12 protein-coding genes are annotated in these 15,387 nt (G+C 70.5%); 11 read left to right on the top strand and 1 reads right to left on the bottom strand.

The features are described 5' to 3' along the window. Nucleotides 1–55: 55 nt before the first annotated feature. From GQR16_RS10110 to GQR16_RS10070, 9 genes are all read left to right on the top strand, one after another. A complete protein-coding gene (locus tag GQR16_RS10110) occupies nt 56–526 on the top strand; it encodes a PH domain-containing protein (protein ID WP_425482620.1) in 471 nt (156 codons plus the stop codon). Continuing rightward, nucleotides 523–2,316 (top strand): PH domain-containing protein, encoded by a 1,794-nt coding sequence (locus GQR16_RS10105; RefSeq protein WP_157415016.1) that lies wholly within the window; start codon nt 523–525, stop codon nt 2,314–2,316. The genes GQR16_RS10110 and GQR16_RS10105 overlap by 4 nt, the downstream gene beginning before the upstream one ends. Beyond that, complete coding sequence (locus GQR16_RS10100; RefSeq protein WP_157415015.1) at nt 2,313–3,068, top strand: Rossmann-like and DUF2520 domain-containing protein; 756 nt, start codon at nt 2,313–2,315, stop codon at nt 3,066–3,068. Before GQR16_RS10105 ends, GQR16_RS10100 begins: the two co-directional genes overlap by 4 nt. Further along, nucleotides 3,065–4,060 (top strand): pantoate--beta-alanine ligase, encoded by a 996-nt coding sequence (gene panC / locus GQR16_RS10095; RefSeq protein ID WP_246200714.1) that lies wholly within the window; start codon nt 3,065–3,067, stop codon nt 4,058–4,060. Before GQR16_RS10100 ends, panC begins: the two co-directional genes overlap by 4 nt. 36 nt (nt 4,061–4,096) lie before the next feature. Beyond that, a complete protein-coding gene (gene lysS / locus GQR16_RS10090) occupies nt 4,097–5,623 on the top strand; it encodes a lysine--tRNA ligase (RefSeq protein ID WP_157415014.1) in 1,527 nt (508 codons plus the stop codon). A 37-nt stretch (nt 5,624–5,660) separates the two neighbouring features. Continuing rightward, nucleotides 5,661–5,804, top strand: a complete 144-nt coding sequence (locus GQR16_RS10085) for a hypothetical protein (RefSeq protein WP_157415013.1) — start codon at nt 5,661–5,663, stop codon at nt 5,802–5,804. A gap of 88 nt (nt 5,805–5,892) precedes the next feature. After that, a complete protein-coding gene (locus GQR16_RS10080; RefSeq protein ID WP_157415012.1) occupies nt 5,893–6,096 on the top strand; it encodes a hypothetical protein in 204 nt (67 codons plus the stop codon). Between the two features lie 4 nt (nt 6,097–6,100). Beyond that, complete coding sequence (gene cls, locus GQR16_RS10075) at nt 6,101–7,576, top strand: cardiolipin synthase (protein WP_157415011.1); 1,476 nt, start codon at nt 6,101–6,103, stop codon at nt 7,574–7,576. Between the two features lie 320 nt (nt 7,577–7,896). After that, nucleotides 7,897–10,983, top strand: a complete 3,087-nt coding sequence (locus GQR16_RS10070; RefSeq protein WP_211373485.1) for a M14 family zinc carboxypeptidase — start codon at nt 7,897–7,899, stop codon at nt 10,981–10,983. Nucleotides 10,984–11,087: 104 nt separating this feature from the next. On the opposite strand, the gene GQR16_RS10065 is transcribed toward GQR16_RS10070, so the two are convergent. Then, the gene (locus GQR16_RS10065; RefSeq protein WP_157415010.1) at nt 11,088–12,143 is read right to left on the bottom strand and encodes a pirin family protein; all 1,056 of its coding nucleotides are present in this window, start codon (nt 12,141–12,143) and stop codon (nt 11,088–11,090) included. Between the two features lie 71 nt (nt 12,144–12,214). On the opposite strand from GQR16_RS10065, the gene GQR16_RS10060 reads away from it, so the two are divergent. Together GQR16_RS10060 and GQR16_RS10055 are read left to right on the top strand one after the other, a co-directional pair. After that, nucleotides 12,215–12,670, top strand: coding sequence for a hypothetical protein (locus tag GQR16_RS10060; protein WP_157415009.1), 456 nt, complete (start codon nt 12,215–12,217; stop codon nt 12,668–12,670). Between the two features lie 123 nt (nt 12,671–12,793). Continuing rightward, entirely contained in the window at nt 12,794–15,319 is a 2,526-nt protein-coding gene (locus GQR16_RS10055; protein ID WP_157415008.1) for an ATP-dependent Clp protease ATP-binding subunit, read from the top strand. The last annotated feature ends 68 nt before the right edge of the window (nt 15,320–15,387 follow it).

Below are 15,387 nucleotides of genomic sequence, written 5' to 3'. Positions count from 1 at the left end.
CGTCGAGGTCGCGCCCGAGCACGGGGCGCCCGAGCACGAGGCGCCCGAGCATGCGGTGCCGATCGACGAGGACTGGCGTCGGGTCTCGCCGAAGTACGTGATCGTCGAGGTCGTCGGCTCGCTCATCGGCACGGTCGTCTTCGTCGGGGCGTTCCTCGTCGCGTACTTCTGGTTCGGCTGGTGGTGGGCGCTCTGGGCGGCCGTCGCGGTCGGCGTCGTGTCGCTCGTCGCGATCGCGTTCGAGCCGCGTCGCGTGCGCTCGATCGGCTACCGGCTGCGCGCCGACGACCTGCTGTTCCGCCGCGGCATCATGTTCCAGCGACAGGTGGCCGTGCCGTACGGCCGCATGCAGCTCGTCGACGTGACCCGCGGGCCGGTCGCCCGCGCGCTCGGCCTGGCCGACCTCAAGTTCGTCACCGCGGCCGCCGCGACCGCCGTCACCGTGCCCGGCCTGCCGATCGACGACGCCGAGCAGCTGCGCGACGAGCTCGTGGCCCTCGCCGAGACGCGACGGGCGGGGCTGTGACCGCTCCGGTCGCGCCGGTCACCGCGCTCGCCGACGGCGAGTGGCACCGGCTGCACCCGGCGAGCCCGCTGCTGCGCGGCGGCCTCGTGTTCATCGCGGTGCTCGGCTTCGTGCTCGCGAACCTGCGCGAGCGGCTGCTCGACATGTTCGTCTTCGTGTTCGTTCCCGGCGCCGGCGACGAGTTCGACGGACGGTACGGCGACTGGCAGAACGACTGGGCGAATGACCCGGTCGGCGCGATCGTCACGAACGGCCAGATCGGCTGGGCGCTGCTCGCGGTGGCCGTCGTGGTCATCGGCGTCATCGTCGGCTTCTGGCTCTCGTGGCGCATGCACACCTTCCGCATCACGCAGGAGGCGGTCGAGGTGCGCAGCGGCATCCTGTTCCGCTCCCATCGTTCGGCGCGACTCGACCGCGTGCAGGGCGTGAACATCAACCGCCCCGTGTTCGCCCGTCTGTTCGGCGCGGCGAAGCTCGACGTGTCGGTCGCGGGGGAGTCGGGCAACGTGCAGCTCTCGTACCTCGGCTCGGCCCTCGCCGACGGCCTGCGCGCCGACATCCTGCGCCTCGCCTCGGGTGCTCGCGCCGAGAAGTCGCGCACCGCGGGGCCGGCGGCATCCGGTGCTGCATTGCCCGGCGTTGCGGTTCCCGGGGTCGAGCTTCCGAGCGCTCCGGCGACGGATGCCGCGGGCGCGCCGCTGCCCGTCTCGACGGCCGGGGCCGCGGGCGGCCCGCCACCGGCATCCGCCCAGCTGTCGGCCGTCGTCGGCCGTCGGGTCGACGAGTTCCTCGCGCCCGAGCTGGACCCGAACCTCGCCGCGCCCGAGTCGGTCGTGCACCTGTCGGTGGCGCGCGTCGTCGGATCGACGCTGCTCGGCGGCACGACGATCTCGATCATCGTCTTCGTCGCGATCATCGTCGCTGGCGTCGCCGCGGGTCAGGAATGGGTGATCCTCTCGTTCATCCCGGCCGTCATCGGTCTCGTCGGCTACCTGTGGTCGCGCATCACGAAGTCGTTGCGCTACTCGATCGCGGGCACGCCCGACGGGGTGCGCATCGGCCACGGCCTGCTCTCGACGGCGAACCAGACGATCCCGCCGGGGCGCGTGCACGCGGTCGAGGCCACGCAGTGGATCCTGTGGCGGCCGTTCGGCTGGTGGGCGGTGCGGGTGAACCTCGCCGGCCAGTCCTTGAGCGCATCGAGCGAGGCCGTGCAGCGCACCATCGTGCTCCCCGTCGGTCGGGTCGACGACGTGCGCCGGGTGCTCGCGCTGCTGCTGCCCGATGCCGAGGCGGCGATCGAGCCCGTGCTCGGGGCGGGCCTGACCGGGCGGGGCGCCGCCGGCGGATTCTCGACGACCCCGCGCCGCGCGGCCTGGCTGCGTCCGTTCTCGTGGAAGCGCATCGGCTTCGCCACGATCGGCAGCGTCGCGATCTTCCGGAGGGGCGCGCTCACGCGGTCGCTCGCCGTCATGCCGCTGGCACGGGTGCAGTCGGTCGCGCTCGGCCGCGGTCCGGTGGGGCGGATGCTGCGGCTCGCCTCGGTGCGCGTGCACACCCTTGCGGGCCCGGTGACCGTCGAGCTCCCCGTGGCCGACGCCGACGAGGCCGCGACCGTGTTCGAACGCCTCGCGGGCGATGCCGTCGTGTGGGCCGGAGCCGACGAGTCGCACCACTGGGGCGCCGCGCGCGAGCACCTGGCCGCGGGCGAGCCGGTCGAGCCGGGTGAACCGGTCGAGCCGGGTGCACCGGTCGGTTCGGGTGCTCCGACCGCCGAGGTCGTCTCGTGAGCGACCGCGCAGGCCGGCTCGGCGTCGGCACGATCGGCGCGGGGCGCGTGGGCGCCGTGCTCGCGTCGGCGCTCGCGGGAGTCGGACACGCCCTCACCGGCATCTCCGCCGTCTCGGAGTCGAGCCGCGAGCGCGCGGCCGCGATGCTGCCGCAGGTGCCCGTGCTGTCCGTGCCCGAGATCATCGAGCGCAGCGAGCTCGTGCTGCTGGCCGTGCCCGAGGCCGAGCTCGGCCCGCTCGTCGCCGGACTCGCCGACGCGGGCGTCTGGCAGCCGGGGCAGCTAGTGCTGCACACGAACGCCCGCCTCGGCACCACGGTGCTCGACCCCGCCCGACGCGCCGGCGCCATTCCGCTCGCAGTGCACCCCGCCATGACCTTCACGGGCACGAGCATCGACCTGGCCCGGCTTCCGGGCACCTGGTTCGCGGTGACCGCGCCGACGCCGGTGCTGCCCATCGGCCAGGCGCTCGTGGTCGAGATGGGCGGCGAACCGTTCGTCGTCGCCGAGGCCGACCGCGCAGCCTACGGCGAGGCGATCGACACCGCGATCTCGTTCTCGAGCGCGATCGTCGACCAGGCCAGCGGCATCCTGCAGGGCATCGGCATGCCGCGGCCGGGCGCCGTGCTCGCGCCGCTCGTGCGCAGCGCCGTCGAGAACGCCCTCGCCAGACACGACCCCGGGCCGCGGCCCGAGGGTGCGAGTACGATCGACGGGGCCGCAGACGAGCGGTCTCTGGGAGGTGCCACGTGACCGAGGTGGCGACGAGCGAGGTGGCGACGAGCACCCGCACGGTGAACACCATCGCCGACCTGCGGGCCGTGCTCGACGAACGACGCCGTGCCGGGGCATCCGTCGCCCTCGTGCCGACCATGGGCGCGCTGCACGACGGCCATCTCGCGCTCGTGCGCCGGGCCCGCGAACTCGCCGACGTCGTCGTCGTGTCGATCTTCGTGAACCCGCTGCAGTTCGGCCCCGCCGAAGACCTCGACCGCTACCCGCGCACGCTCGACGCGGATGTCGCGGCGCTGGCCGGCCTCGGCGCCGACGTCGTGTTCGCACCCGACGTCGCCGAGATGTACCCGAGCGGGTCGGCGGCCGGCACGAAGGTGAGCGCGGGCCCGGTCGGCTCGCGCTACGAGGGCGCGCATCGCCCCGGACACTTCGACGGCATGCTGACGGTCGTCGCCAAGCTCTTCTCGATCGCGCAGCCCGACGTCGCCGTGTTCGGCCAGAAGGACGCCCAGCAGGTGTTCCTCGTGACGAGCATGGTCGCCGATCTCGACCTGCGCCTGCGCATCGAGGTCGTGCCGACGGTGCGCGAGGCCGACGGGCTCGCGCTCTCCAGCCGCAACCGCTTCCTCGACGAGCGCGAACGGGTGGCGGCGCTCGTGCTGGCCGAGTCGCTCGACGCCGCGCGCACCTCGGCCGTCGACGGCGTGTCCGAGCTGCTGGCCGAGGGCGTCGCGGCGTTCGGCGACCACGACGGCGTCGACCTCGACTACTTCGTGGTCGTCGACCCCGACACGTTCCTGCCGGTCGACGACGCCTTCAGCGGTCGCGGGCTCGTGCTCGTCGCCGCCCGCCTCGGAACGACCCGCCTGATCGACAACGCGTTCGTCGAGATCGGCACCGACGCCGGCGCCGACACCGACGCCGGCGCCGACACCGACACCGGGGCCGATCCCGGCGCGGACGCCGCCGCCGATGCCGGCGCGGAGCTTCCCCCCAGCCCGGCTGAGTAGGCTTGACGGGCACGTGCCCCGCGATGAGAGAGAACGATGGCCGAGACCCAGACGGATTCCGCCCTGCCCGCCGATGAGCCCACTGCGGCCGAGATCTCCGAGCAGAAGGCCGTTCGCCTCGCGAAGCGCGAACGCCTGATCGCGGCATCCGACGACCTCGGTGGCGGTGCCTACCCGGTGCGACTGCCGATCACGACGACGATTCCGCAGGTGCGCGCGCAGTTCACCGACCTCGAGGCCGACGTCGCGACGGGCGAGCAGGTCGGCATCGCCGGCCGCATCGTGTTCTCGCGCAACACGGGCAAGTTGTGCTTCGCGACCCTCCAGTCGGGCGACGGCAGCCGCATCCAGGCCATGGTCTCGCTCGCCGAGGTCGGCGAGGAGTCCCTCGCGGCCTGGAAGGAGCTCGTCGACCTGGGCGACCACGTGTTCGTCGCCGGCGAGGTCATCACGAGCCGCCGCGGCGAGCTCTCGATCATGGTGAGCTCGTGGCAGATCGCGGCGAAGGCGATCCTGCCGCTGCCGAACCTGCACAACGACCTCAACGAGGAGACCCGCGTCCGCAGCCGGTACCTCGACCTCATCGCCCGCGAGCAGGCGCGCAAGAACGTGCTCGACCGCGCGAAGACGAACGCGAGCCTCCGCCGCACGTTCGAGGGCCTCGGCTTCGTCGAGGTCGAGACCCCGATGCTGCAGGTCATGCACGGCGGCGCCTCGGCGCGGCCGTTCGTGACCCACTCGAACGCGTTCGACACCGAGCTGTACCTGCGCATCGCTCCCGAGCTCTATCTCAAGCGCGCAGTGGTCGGCGGCATCGAGCGCGTGTTCGAGATCAACCGCAACTTCCGCAACGAGGGCGCCGACTCGACGCACAGCCCCGAGTTCGCGATGCTCGAGGCCTACGAGGCCTACGGCGACTACACCACGATGGCCGACCTCACCCAGCGCCTCATCCAGGACGCCGCGCTCGCGACGAGCGGCTCGCACGTCGTGACCTGGGCCGACGGCACCGAGTTCGACCTCGGCGGCGACTGGGACCGCATCTCGATGTACGGCACGTTGTCCGAGGCGGTCGGCGAGCAGATCACGGCCGAGACCCCGATCGAGCGGCTGAAGCAGCTCGCCGACGAGGCCGGCATCGAGATCGAGCACCCGCTGCCCGGCAAGTACGTCGAGGAGCTGTGGGAGCACCACATCAAGGGCGGCCTTGTGCGCCCCACCTTCGTCATGGACTTCCCGCTCGACACCTCGCCCCTCGTGCGCGCGCACCGCAGCACCGCCGGCGTCGTCGAGAAGTGGGACCTCTACGTGCGCGGCTTCGAGCTGGCCACGGGCTACTCCGAGCTCGTCGACCCGGTCGTGCAGCGCGAGCGCTTCATCGAGCAGGCGAAGCTCGCCGCCGACGGCGACCCCGAGGCCATGCGCCTCGACGAGGAGTTCCTGCGCGCGCTCGAGTTCGGCATGCCGCCCTCCGGCGGCATGGGCATGGGCATCGACCGCCTGCTCATGGCGCTCACGGGTCTCGGCATCCGAGAGACCATCCTGTTCCCGCTGGTCAAGTGAGTCGGCCGGCCATGATCTCCACGAGCGGATGCCGCAGATGAACGACTACCTCCCCAAGAGCGAGCTCGAGCCCGACCCCGACCCCAAGCGCCCGTCGAACACGCGCGTCGCCATCTGGATCATCGTGGGCGCGGTCGGTGCCTATCTCCTCGGATCGGGCATCTGGGGCCTGCTGACCTGACCCGAACGGATGCCGCGGGCGGCCCCCGAGCGATGGCGGCGCGCCGCGGCATCCGAATTCTCAGGAGAAGCACGTATCCTGAAGACCTATGGACGAATTCTGGGCGAATGCGATCTGGTCGCTCGCGCCGACGGTGCTCATCGGACTCATCTTCTGGTTCGTGATGCGCGCGATCCTGCGCGCCGACCGCACCGAGCGTGCGGCGTACGCCCAGATCGAGGCCGAGGAACGCGCCAGGCTCGGCCTGCCCGCTCGCGCCCCGCGCAGCAGCGCCGAGCGTCCCGCCGACTGACTCGATGAACTCCGAGCAGACCGCGACGGTCACGGCGATCGTGACCTTCACGCTGCTCGCGATCGACCTCGTGATCCGCGTGATCGCGATCATCGTCGTGCCCCGCAACCGCCGTCCGACGGCGGGCATGGCGTGGCTGCTCGCGATCTTCTTCATCCCGTACATCGGCGTGCTGTTCTTCCTGCTCATCGGCAATCCGAAGCTGCCGAAGAAGCGGCGCGAGAAGCAGGCCGAGGTCGACGAGTTCATCCGCGAGTCGACGCACGGCGTCGAGCGGGTCAGCGACTCGAGCGGCTGGCCGGCCTGGTTCGAGGGCGTGGTTCGCCTGAACCGCAATCTCGGGTCGATGCCGCTCATCGGGTCGAACAGCGCGAGCCTCATCGGCGGCTACCAGGACTCGCTCGACGCGATGACGGCCGCGGTGGCGGGCGCCGAACGCTACGTGCACGTCGAGTTCTACATCCTCGCGCTCGACAAGACGACCGAGCCGTTCTTCGCCGCCCTCGGCGACGCGGTCGAGCGCGGCGTGCAGGTGCGCGTGATGCTCGACCACATCGCCTCGCTGCGGTCGAAGGGCTACCGGCGCACGCTGCGGCGGCTCGACGCCATCGGCGTGAAGTGGCAGCTGATGCTCCCGGTGCAGCCGCTCAAGGGCCGGTACCAGCGCCCCGACCTGCGCAACCACCGCAAGATCCTCGTCGTCGACGGCGAGGTCGCGTTCATGGGATCGCAGAACCTCATCGACCGCAGCTACAACAAGCGCGGCAACATCCGTCGCGGGCTCAAGTGGAAGGAGCTCGTGACGCGCCTCGAGGGGCCGATCGTCTCGGGCCTCGACGCGATCTTCCGCACCGACTGGTACCTCGAGACGGGCGAGGAGCTCACGCGCGACATCCCCGACGCGTTCGACCAGCCGAGCGAGGCCCAAGACCTCGACTGCCAGGTCGTGCCGAGCGGGCCGGGGTTCCCGAACCAGAACAACCTCAAACTCTTCCTCGCGCTGCTCTACGCGGCCAAGCAGAAGCTCATCATCACGAGCCCGTACTTCGTGCCCGACGAGGCGATGCTCTATGCGATCAGCGGCGCGACGCAGCGCGGCGTGCACGTCGAGCTCTTCGTCTCCGAGATCGGCGACCAGGCGCTCGTGTATCACGCGCAGCGCTCGTACTACGAGGCGCTGCTCCGCGCCGGCGTGAAGATCTACATGTACAAGGCGCCGTACATCCTGCACGCGAAGCACTTCACGATCGATGAAGACGTCGCGGTCATCGGCTCGTCCAACATGGACATCCGTTCGTTCGAGCTGAACATGGAGGTCTCGCTGCTCGTGCGCGGCCGCTCGTTCGTGCAGGAGATGCGGGCCGTCGAAGACGGCTACCGCGCCGACAGCCGCGAGCTCACGCTCGAGGAGTGGATGCGTCAGCCGATCCGGTCGACCGTGCTCGACAACCTCGCGCGGCTCACGTCGGCGCTGCAGTAGTCGAGCAAACGTATTCCGTCGTATTCCGGCTGTCACCGCCGTGTAACACGGCGTCCGTAGCGTGCTGAGGAGTTGCTCGCCGGATCACCCTCGCACGGCGATCTCTTCGTCGCGCTCGCGTGCTACAAGCCATGCAACAAAACGCAGCCGATGTGCGCAAATCAGCAAGAATCATGCGGGAAACGAAACCATCTGCACCTTTGATGCGTGATTGACTCGTTCCCACGCACGATCATTGCCACCTCGATGGTCTGCGGGTTCCACCGCGTGCCTGCGATCCAGCGCCGTGTCTTCGACCCTCGCACTCGAACTGGAGCACCATGACGTTCAGACACGTCCTCTCCGGTGTCGGGGTGGCCGCCATCGTCGGCGCGACCCTCGTCACCGCATCCGCACCGGCCGTCGCCGCGACGCCGACGCCCGGAGCACTCCCCATCAGCTATCCGATCTCCTCGCTCGTCGACGCACCCGCGTCGTACCCGAGCCAGCCGAGCCTCGCCGTTCCGGAGGACAACCCGGCCGACGCCTCGATCGCCAGAGGCGCCGTGCCCTACGACGAGATCGCGCCGCGCCTGAACACGCTCATGGCGCAGAGCGACCGCATCTCGGTGCAGGTGGTCGGGCAGTCCGTGCTCGGCCGCGACATCCACCTCGTGACCATCACGTCGCCCGAGACGGCCGCCGAGACCGCCCAGCAGGCCGCCTGGCGCGACGAGATCAAGCACGACGCCGCCGGCGCGGCCGCCGACGACGAGCTCATGTCCGGCTACAAGGTGCCGGTCTGGTTCAACGCGAACATCCACGGCAACGAGTGGGAGGGCACCGACGGCGTCCTGCCGTACATCGAGCACCTCGCGACCGCGCCGATCGAGGAGGTCTCCGACGTCCTCGACGGATACCGCCTCTACTTCACCGTCACGAACAACCCCGACGGCCGGGCGCTCGGCCAGCGGGCCAACGGCGACGGGTTCGACGCCAACCGCGACATGATCACGGGCGTCACCCCCGAGGCGCGCATCATCCGCGACCTCTCGGGCATCATCCAGCCCACGTTCTACGTCGACCTGCACGGCTACACCAACGTGCTGCAGATCGAACCGTGCGGTCCGCCCCACGGCGAGAACTACGAGTACGACCTGTTCCTGCCGCACGCCTACGAGGCAGCGCTGGCGATCGAGGAGGCCGTGGTCGATGCGAACATCCCCGGCAACACCTACCTCGCAGCCAACGGCGGGGCGACCACGGAGAACACCGGCAAGGTCAAGATCCCCTACCGCGACATCCGCTCGGGATGGGATGACTGGCCCCCGATCTTCACGCCCCAGTTCATCGCCTACCAGGGTGCGATCACGAACACCGTCGAACTGCCCCTCGGCCGCACGAACAACGCCGCCCAGAACCAGGCCAACACGCTCGTCAACGTCGAGGTCGCCGAGCTCGTCATCGAGACCTCGGTCGACTACGTGGTCGACAACGCCGCAGCCCTGCTCGAGAACCAGATCGAGATCTTCCGCCGCGGCGACGCGGGCGAGGAACTGCGCACCATCGCGGCCGACGCCGACCCGACGACGATCCCCGGCCCCGATCAGTGGGCCGACATCTGGGACGAGACCGATGTGTACCGCGCCGAGTTCCCCCGCGGCTACGTGATCCCCATGGGCGCCGCGCAGCGCTCGGCGACCGACGCGGCACGCCTGGTCGACCAGCTCATCGCCAACGGCGTCGAGGTGTCCCGTGCGACCGCCGCCTTCACGGTCGACGGCGTCGAGTACCCGGCGGGCAGCTACGTCGTCGACATGCACCAGCCGCTCCGCGGCATGGCGAACGTGCTCCTCGACGAGGGGTCCGACATCTCCGAGCGCGTGCCCGACATGTACGACATCTCGGCCTGGAGCCTCGCGCTCCTCTGGGGTGCCGACGTGATCGACGTCGGCTCGACGACCGACGCCGACCTGCCGATGCCCGTCGAGGCCGTCGAGGAGGCCGCACCGACCGGTGCCGTGCCCGCCGAGGGCGCCTACCTCGAGCTCGCGACCGCCGGTGCGGCCGAGTACCAGGCGATCAACGCGCTGCTCGACGCCGAGGTTCCGGTCTCCGCCTTCGAGGACGGCGGCGTCATCATCGCCGGCTCCTCGCGCGACGCGGCGCAGGTCGTCGCCGACGCGTACGGCGTGGCCTTCACCGCATCCGACGGACTGCGTCTCCGCGAGGAGCCGAGCCGCGGCCTCGACCGTCTGACGGTCGCGTACTCGGGCACGCAGGACGACCGCGTCACGCTGCAGCGACTCGGGCTCACCGACATCCGCCTGGTGACCGCCGCGACCATCACGTCGGGTGCGGTCGACCTGGCCACGGCCGACGTGCTCTGGGTCGGCGGCAACCTCGCCTTCACCGGGGCGAACGCCGCCGGCGCGACGAAGGTGCAGGAGTTCCTGGCCGCCGGCAAGGGCGTTGCGGGCAAGGGCACGGCCGTCGCGGCCTTCGCGAACGCGTTCGGCCTGACGACCGTCACGGCCAACAGCGGCACGAGCGGCTCCAACGGCATCGTGCACGTCGCCGACGCCGACGGCGGCCTGCTGTCGACCTACGCGCAGGACACCGCCTTCGTCTACCCGGCGGTCTGGTACACCGGACTCGGCGAGAACGCCGAGGTCGAGCAGTCCTACGCGAGCGACGAGACCTTCGTCGCCGGTCACTGGGCCGACAGCGCCGGTCGATCGACGACGGATGCCGCGGGCCAGGCCTCGGTCGTCACCGCGACGGCCGCCGGCGGATCGCGCCTCGCGATGCTCGGCACCTCGGTCAACTTCCGCACGCACCCCGTCGGGTCGTACCCGGCGATCGCCCGCAGCCTCTACTGGGTCGCCGGCGAGGGTGCGGAGGTCGTACCGCCCGTCATCGAGGAGGACCTCACCGAGGAGACGCGCGGCGGCGTGAGCCTGCCCGACTCGGTCGAGGCCGGCGCCACGGTCCGCGTGGGCATCGAGGGCGACCTCGAGGGCACCGCGTTCCAGGCCGTGCTGTTCTCGACGCCCGTGCAGCTCGGCACCAAGACCGTGCTCGACGGCGGGTTCGAGGTGACGGTCCCGGCCGACACCGAACCCGGCGTGCACCGGCTGGCGGTCATCACCACGTCGGGCGAGCTCTTCGGCTGGGACGACTTCACGGTGACCGAAGCGGTCGACGGCGAGACGCCGGGTGGCGAGACGCCCATCGAGACCGAGGAGCCGACCGCGCCCGGTTCGGGTTCGGGTTCGGGCACGGCGAGCAGCGGCTCCGGCGACGGCCTCGCCGACACCGGGTTCCCGGTGGCCCTGCCCCTCGGCATCGGCGCGGGCGTGCTGCTGCTCGGCGCCGCGGTGGTGCTCATCGCACGACGACGCAGGATCGGGGCGTCCGCCGAGTAGTCGGAGGAACCTGACGGAGCGCCGCGGGCGCGATGCACGAGCATCGACGCCCGCGGCGTTCCGCGTGTCGGCCGCGTGCGGGGTTCAGGGGCGGATGCCGCGGCTCACGCCCGCGGCTTCAGCCGCACGGTCGGCAGCTCGGGCGCCGGCAGCGCGTCGCCGTCGAACCCGTCGACCGTGCCGAACCGGCCGTCGCCGTCGCCGCGCGCGATGACGTCGGACTGCCACGCGCGCCGGAACTCGGCGATCTCGTCGTGCGTGCGGCCGATGAAGTTCCACCACATCACGATCTCCTCGCCGAACGGCACGCCGCCGATGAGGACGACGCGTGCCGGGGCGTGCTCGTCGGCGCGGAGGCGCACGCCCTCGTGGCCGACCGCCACGTAGCCGAGCTCGTTCGGCGCGAGGTGCGACGTGTGGCCGGCGACGGCGAGCGGGTCGGCGTCGGGCGAGGCATCGTCGTGCTCGCTCTCGAGCGCCGCGATCGTCGCGGTGACCGGACCCCGGTCGACGAGCAGGCCGTGCTCGAATGCGGGGTCGAGCTCGATCCACGCCTCACCGCCAGGGGGCAGCTCGATCTGCGCGCCGACGAGCGGCGAGAACACGGTGACGGAGGTCTCGGCGTCGACGCCGGGGAGCGCTCCGGCGAACACGCGCACGACGGCGTCGTCGACCTCGACGGGCACGGTCTCGGAATGCTCGAAGAACGGGGCGACGGCGCGCGCGGCATCCGGAAGCGCGACCCAGAGCTGCACGCCGTGAAGCCGAGCAGTCTCGGGCGTCGACACCTCGGAGTGCGCGATGCCCCGCCCGGCGGTCATGAGGTTCACGGCGCCCGGGCGCACGAACTCCGCGCTGCCCGTGCTGTCGTGGTGCTCGATCTCGCCCTCGAACAGCCAGCTCACGGTCTGCAGGCCGGTGTGCGGGTGCGGCGGCACGACCATGCCGCCAGAGGTCGCGACCTCGTCGGGCCCGTAGTGGTCGACGAAGCACCAGGCGCCGATCGTCGTGCGCCCGCGCTGGGGGAGCGTGCGCCGCACGTTCATCGCGCGCGGACCACCGAGCGGGACCTCCCGCGGCTGGAGCACCGCGATCAGCGCATCGCTCGACGCCTCGGGCGGAGACACGAGCTCGACGGGATCACGCTCGAGATTGCTCATGCCCGCATGCTAGCCCCAGCCCGCCGTGTCCCGAGGCGCGCCGGACGCGGTCGAACCGATACCATTACCGCATGCACTCCTCCCTCACTCTTCGTCGTGCAGGCCTTGCGGCCGTGGCCGTGGCATCCGTGTTCCTGCTCTCCGCATGCAACCCCAGCCCCCGCGCCATCGAGAACTTCGACGGACTGCCGGTGAGCGACCACGAGGGCGACGCCGATGGCCACACCGACGAGGGCGACGCGACCGAGGGCCTCTCGGCCGCGTGGGTCGGCCAGGGCGGCCAGATCGCGATCACGATCTCGGGCAGCTCGACCTGCCCCGTCGTGGGCACGCGCATCAACGTCGTCGACGCCGCCGCCGACGGCAACCGCGTCTCGGTCGACGTCGCCGAGCGCCCCGCCGACGAGGTGTGCACCATGGACTTCGTGCCCCACACCACCGTCTTCTGGACCCCCGTCTTCGTCACCACGACGCAGCCGCTGATCGTCGAGGTCGGCGACCAGTCCTTCACGCTGCCGATCAAGTAGCTCCCGCACTCCCACGACAACCGGTCGTGCGCCCACGGCGAACACTCGCATATCGGGCGCTCGTGCTGGTTACGCTCGATGTATCGGCGCTCCCTGCCCAGAGGGGGTCGTGAGGAGTAGAGCATGTTCGAGAGATTCACCGACCGAGCCCGTCGTGTCGTCGTCCTGGCCCAAGAAGAGGCCAAGATGCTCAACCACAACTACATCGGCACCGAGCACATCCTGCTCGGTCTCATCCACGAGGGTGAAGGCGTCGCCGCCAAGGCGCTCGAATCGCTCGGCATCTCGCTCGACGCCGTGCGCGAGCAGGTGCAGGACATCATCGGCCAGGGTCAGCAGCAGCCGACGGGTCACATCCCGTTCACGCCGCGTGCCAAGAAGGTGCTCGAGCTGTCGCTCCGCGAGGCCCTGCAGCTCGGCCACAACTACATCGGCACCGAGCACATCCTGCTCGGCCTGATCCGCGAGGGCGAGGGCGTCGCCGCCCAGGTGCTCGTGAAGCTGGGCGCCGACCTCAACCGCGTGCGCCAGCAGGTCATCCAGCTGCTCTCGGGCTACCAGGGCAAGGAGCAGGTGCAGGTCGGGGCGAACGACCAGCAGCAGCCGCAGGGCGGATCGCAGATCCTCGACCAGTTCGGCCGCAACCTCACGCAGGCCGCTCGCGAGTCCAAGCTCGACCCCGTGATCGGGCGCGAGAAGGAGATCGAGCGCGTCATGCAGATCCTGTCGCGCCGCTCCAAGAACAACCCCGTCCTCATCGGCGAGCCCGGCGTCGGCAAGACCGCCGTCGTCGAGGGCCTCGCGCAGGCCATCGTGAAGAACGAGGTCCCCGAGACGCTGAAGGACAAGCAGCTCTACTCGCTCGACCTCGGCTCGCTCATCGCCGGCTCCCGCTACCGCGGCGACTTCGAGGAGCGCCTGAAGAAGGTCACCAAGGAGATCCGCACGCGCGGCGACATCATCGTCTTCATCGACGAGATCCACACCCTCGTGGGTGCCGGTGCCGCCGAGGGCGCGATCGACGCGGCCTCGATCCTGAAGCCGCTCCTCGCGCGTGGCGAGCTGCAGACCATCGGCGCCACCACGCTCGACGAGTACCGCAAGCACTTCGAGAAGGACGCCGCGCTCGAGCGCCGCTTCCAGCCGATCCAGGTGCAGGAGCCCTCGCTGCCCCACGCGATCAACATCCTCAAGGGGCTGCGCGACCGCTACGAGGCGCACCACAAGGTGTCCATCACCGACGGCGCGATCGTGGCCGCGGCGAACCTCGCCGACCGCTACATCAGCGACCGCTTCCTGCCCGACAAGGCCATCGACCTGATCGACGAGGCCGGCGCGCGCCTGCGTCTGTCGATCCTCTCGTCGCCGCCCGAGCTGCGCGAGTTCGACGAGAAGATCGCCGTCGTCCGCGCCGCGAAGGAGACGGCCATCGAGGAGCAGGACTTCGAGAAGGCCGCCTCGCTCCGCGACGAGGAGAAGAACCTCCTCGGCGAGCGTCTGCGCCTCGAGAAGCAGTGGAAGGCCGGCGACGTCAAGACCACCGCGGTCGTCGACGAGGGCCTCATCGCCGAAGTGCTCGCGCAGGCCACCGGCATCCCCGTCTTCAAGCTCACCGAAGAGGAGTCCTCGCGACTCGTCTTCATGGAGAAGGCGCTGCACGAGCGCGTCATCGGCCAGGAGGAGGCGATCTCCGCACTGTCGAAGACGATCCGCCGCACCCGCGCCGGCCTGAAGGACCCGCACCGCCCGTCGGGCTCGTTCATCTTCGCCGGCCCCACAGGCGTGGGCAAGACCGAGCTCGCCAAGGCCCTCGCGGAGTTCCTCTTCGACGACGAGGCCGCGATGATCTCGCTCGACATGTCGGAGTACGGCGAGAAGCACACCGTCTCCCGCCTGTTCGGCGCCCCTCCCGGGTTCGTCGGCTTCGAAGAGGGCGGCCAGCTCACCGAGAAGGTGCGTCGCAAGCCGTTCAGCGTCGTGCTCTTCGACGAGATCGAGAAGGCGCACCCCGACATCTTCAACTCGCTCCTGCAGATCCTCGAAGAGGGTCGACTGACCGACGGTCAGGGGCGCGTGGTCGACTTCAAGAACACCGTCATCATCATGACGACGAACCTCGGTACGAAGGACATCTCGAGCGGCCCCGTGGGCTTCGCGCTCGAGGGCGACACCCGAACCGGGTACGACCTCATGCGCGGCAAGGTCAAGGAGGAGCTGAAGAAGCACTTCAAGCCCGAGTTCCTGAACCGCGTCGACGAGATCATCGTGTTCCCGCAGCTGTCCAAGCCCGAACTGCTGCAGATCGTCGACCTGTTCCTGAAGCGCCTCGGCGACCGCATGCTCGACCGCGACATGACGGTGGAGCTCACGGTTCCGGCGAAGGAGCGCCTCATCGAACTCGGCTACGACCCGGCCCTGGGCGCTCGCCCGCTGCGCCGTGCCGTGCAGCGCGAGATCGAAGACGCCCTGTCGGAGAAGATCCTGCACGGCGAGCTCAACGCGGGCGACCACGTGCACGTCGACTTCCAAGACGGCCAGTTCGTGTTCACGACCACCCAGCGGGCGCTGCCCGTCGGCGTCGGCGTGAACACCGGTGCTGCGATCGGCACCGGGCCGGCGACGCCCGACCTCGCGGTCACGTCGGACTGATCACCGCCATCGGGCGGATGCCGCGGCATCCGCCCGATGCATCGGCACTGTGCTGGGGCCGGACCTTC

It is taken from the genome of Agromyces allii (assembly GCF_009749385.1).
Lineage (GTDB): Bacteria > Actinomycetota > Actinomycetes > Actinomycetales > Microbacteriaceae > Agromyces > Agromyces allii.
The sequence above is the reverse complement of the archived record's forward strand: the minus strand, read 5'-3'. Positions and strand labels throughout refer to the sequence as shown.

What these genes read in the sequence shown, in the direction of transcription:
- lysS (WP_157415014.1), top strand. Translation starts at nt 4,097, where the DNA reads ATGGCCGAGACCCAGACGGATTCCGCCCTGCCCGCCGATGAGCCCACT.
- GQR16_RS10085 (WP_157415013.1), top strand. Translation starts at nt 5,661, where the DNA reads ATGAACGACTACCTCCCCAAGAGCGAGCTCGAGCCCGACCCCGACCCC.
- GQR16_RS10080 (WP_157415012.1), top strand. Translation starts at nt 5,893, where the DNA reads ATGGACGAATTCTGGGCGAATGCGATCTGGTCGCTCGCGCCGACGGTG.
- cls (WP_157415011.1), top strand. Translation starts at nt 6,101, where the DNA reads ATGAACTCCGAGCAGACCGCGACGGTCACGGCGATCGTGACCTTCACG.
- GQR16_RS10070 (WP_211373485.1), top strand. Translation starts at nt 7,897, where the DNA reads ATGACGTTCAGACACGTCCTCTCCGGTGTCGGGGTGGCCGCCATCGTC.
- GQR16_RS10065 (WP_157415010.1), bottom strand. Translation starts at nt 12,143, where the DNA reads ATGAGCAATCTCGAGCGTGATCCCGTCGAGCTCGTGTCTCCGCCCGAG.
- GQR16_RS10060 (WP_157415009.1), top strand. Translation starts at nt 12,215, where the DNA reads ATGCACTCCTCCCTCACTCTTCGTCGTGCAGGCCTTGCGGCCGTGGCC.
- GQR16_RS10055 (WP_157415008.1), top strand. Translation starts at nt 12,794, where the DNA reads ATGTTCGAGAGATTCACCGACCGAGCCCGTCGTGTCGTCGTCCTGGCC.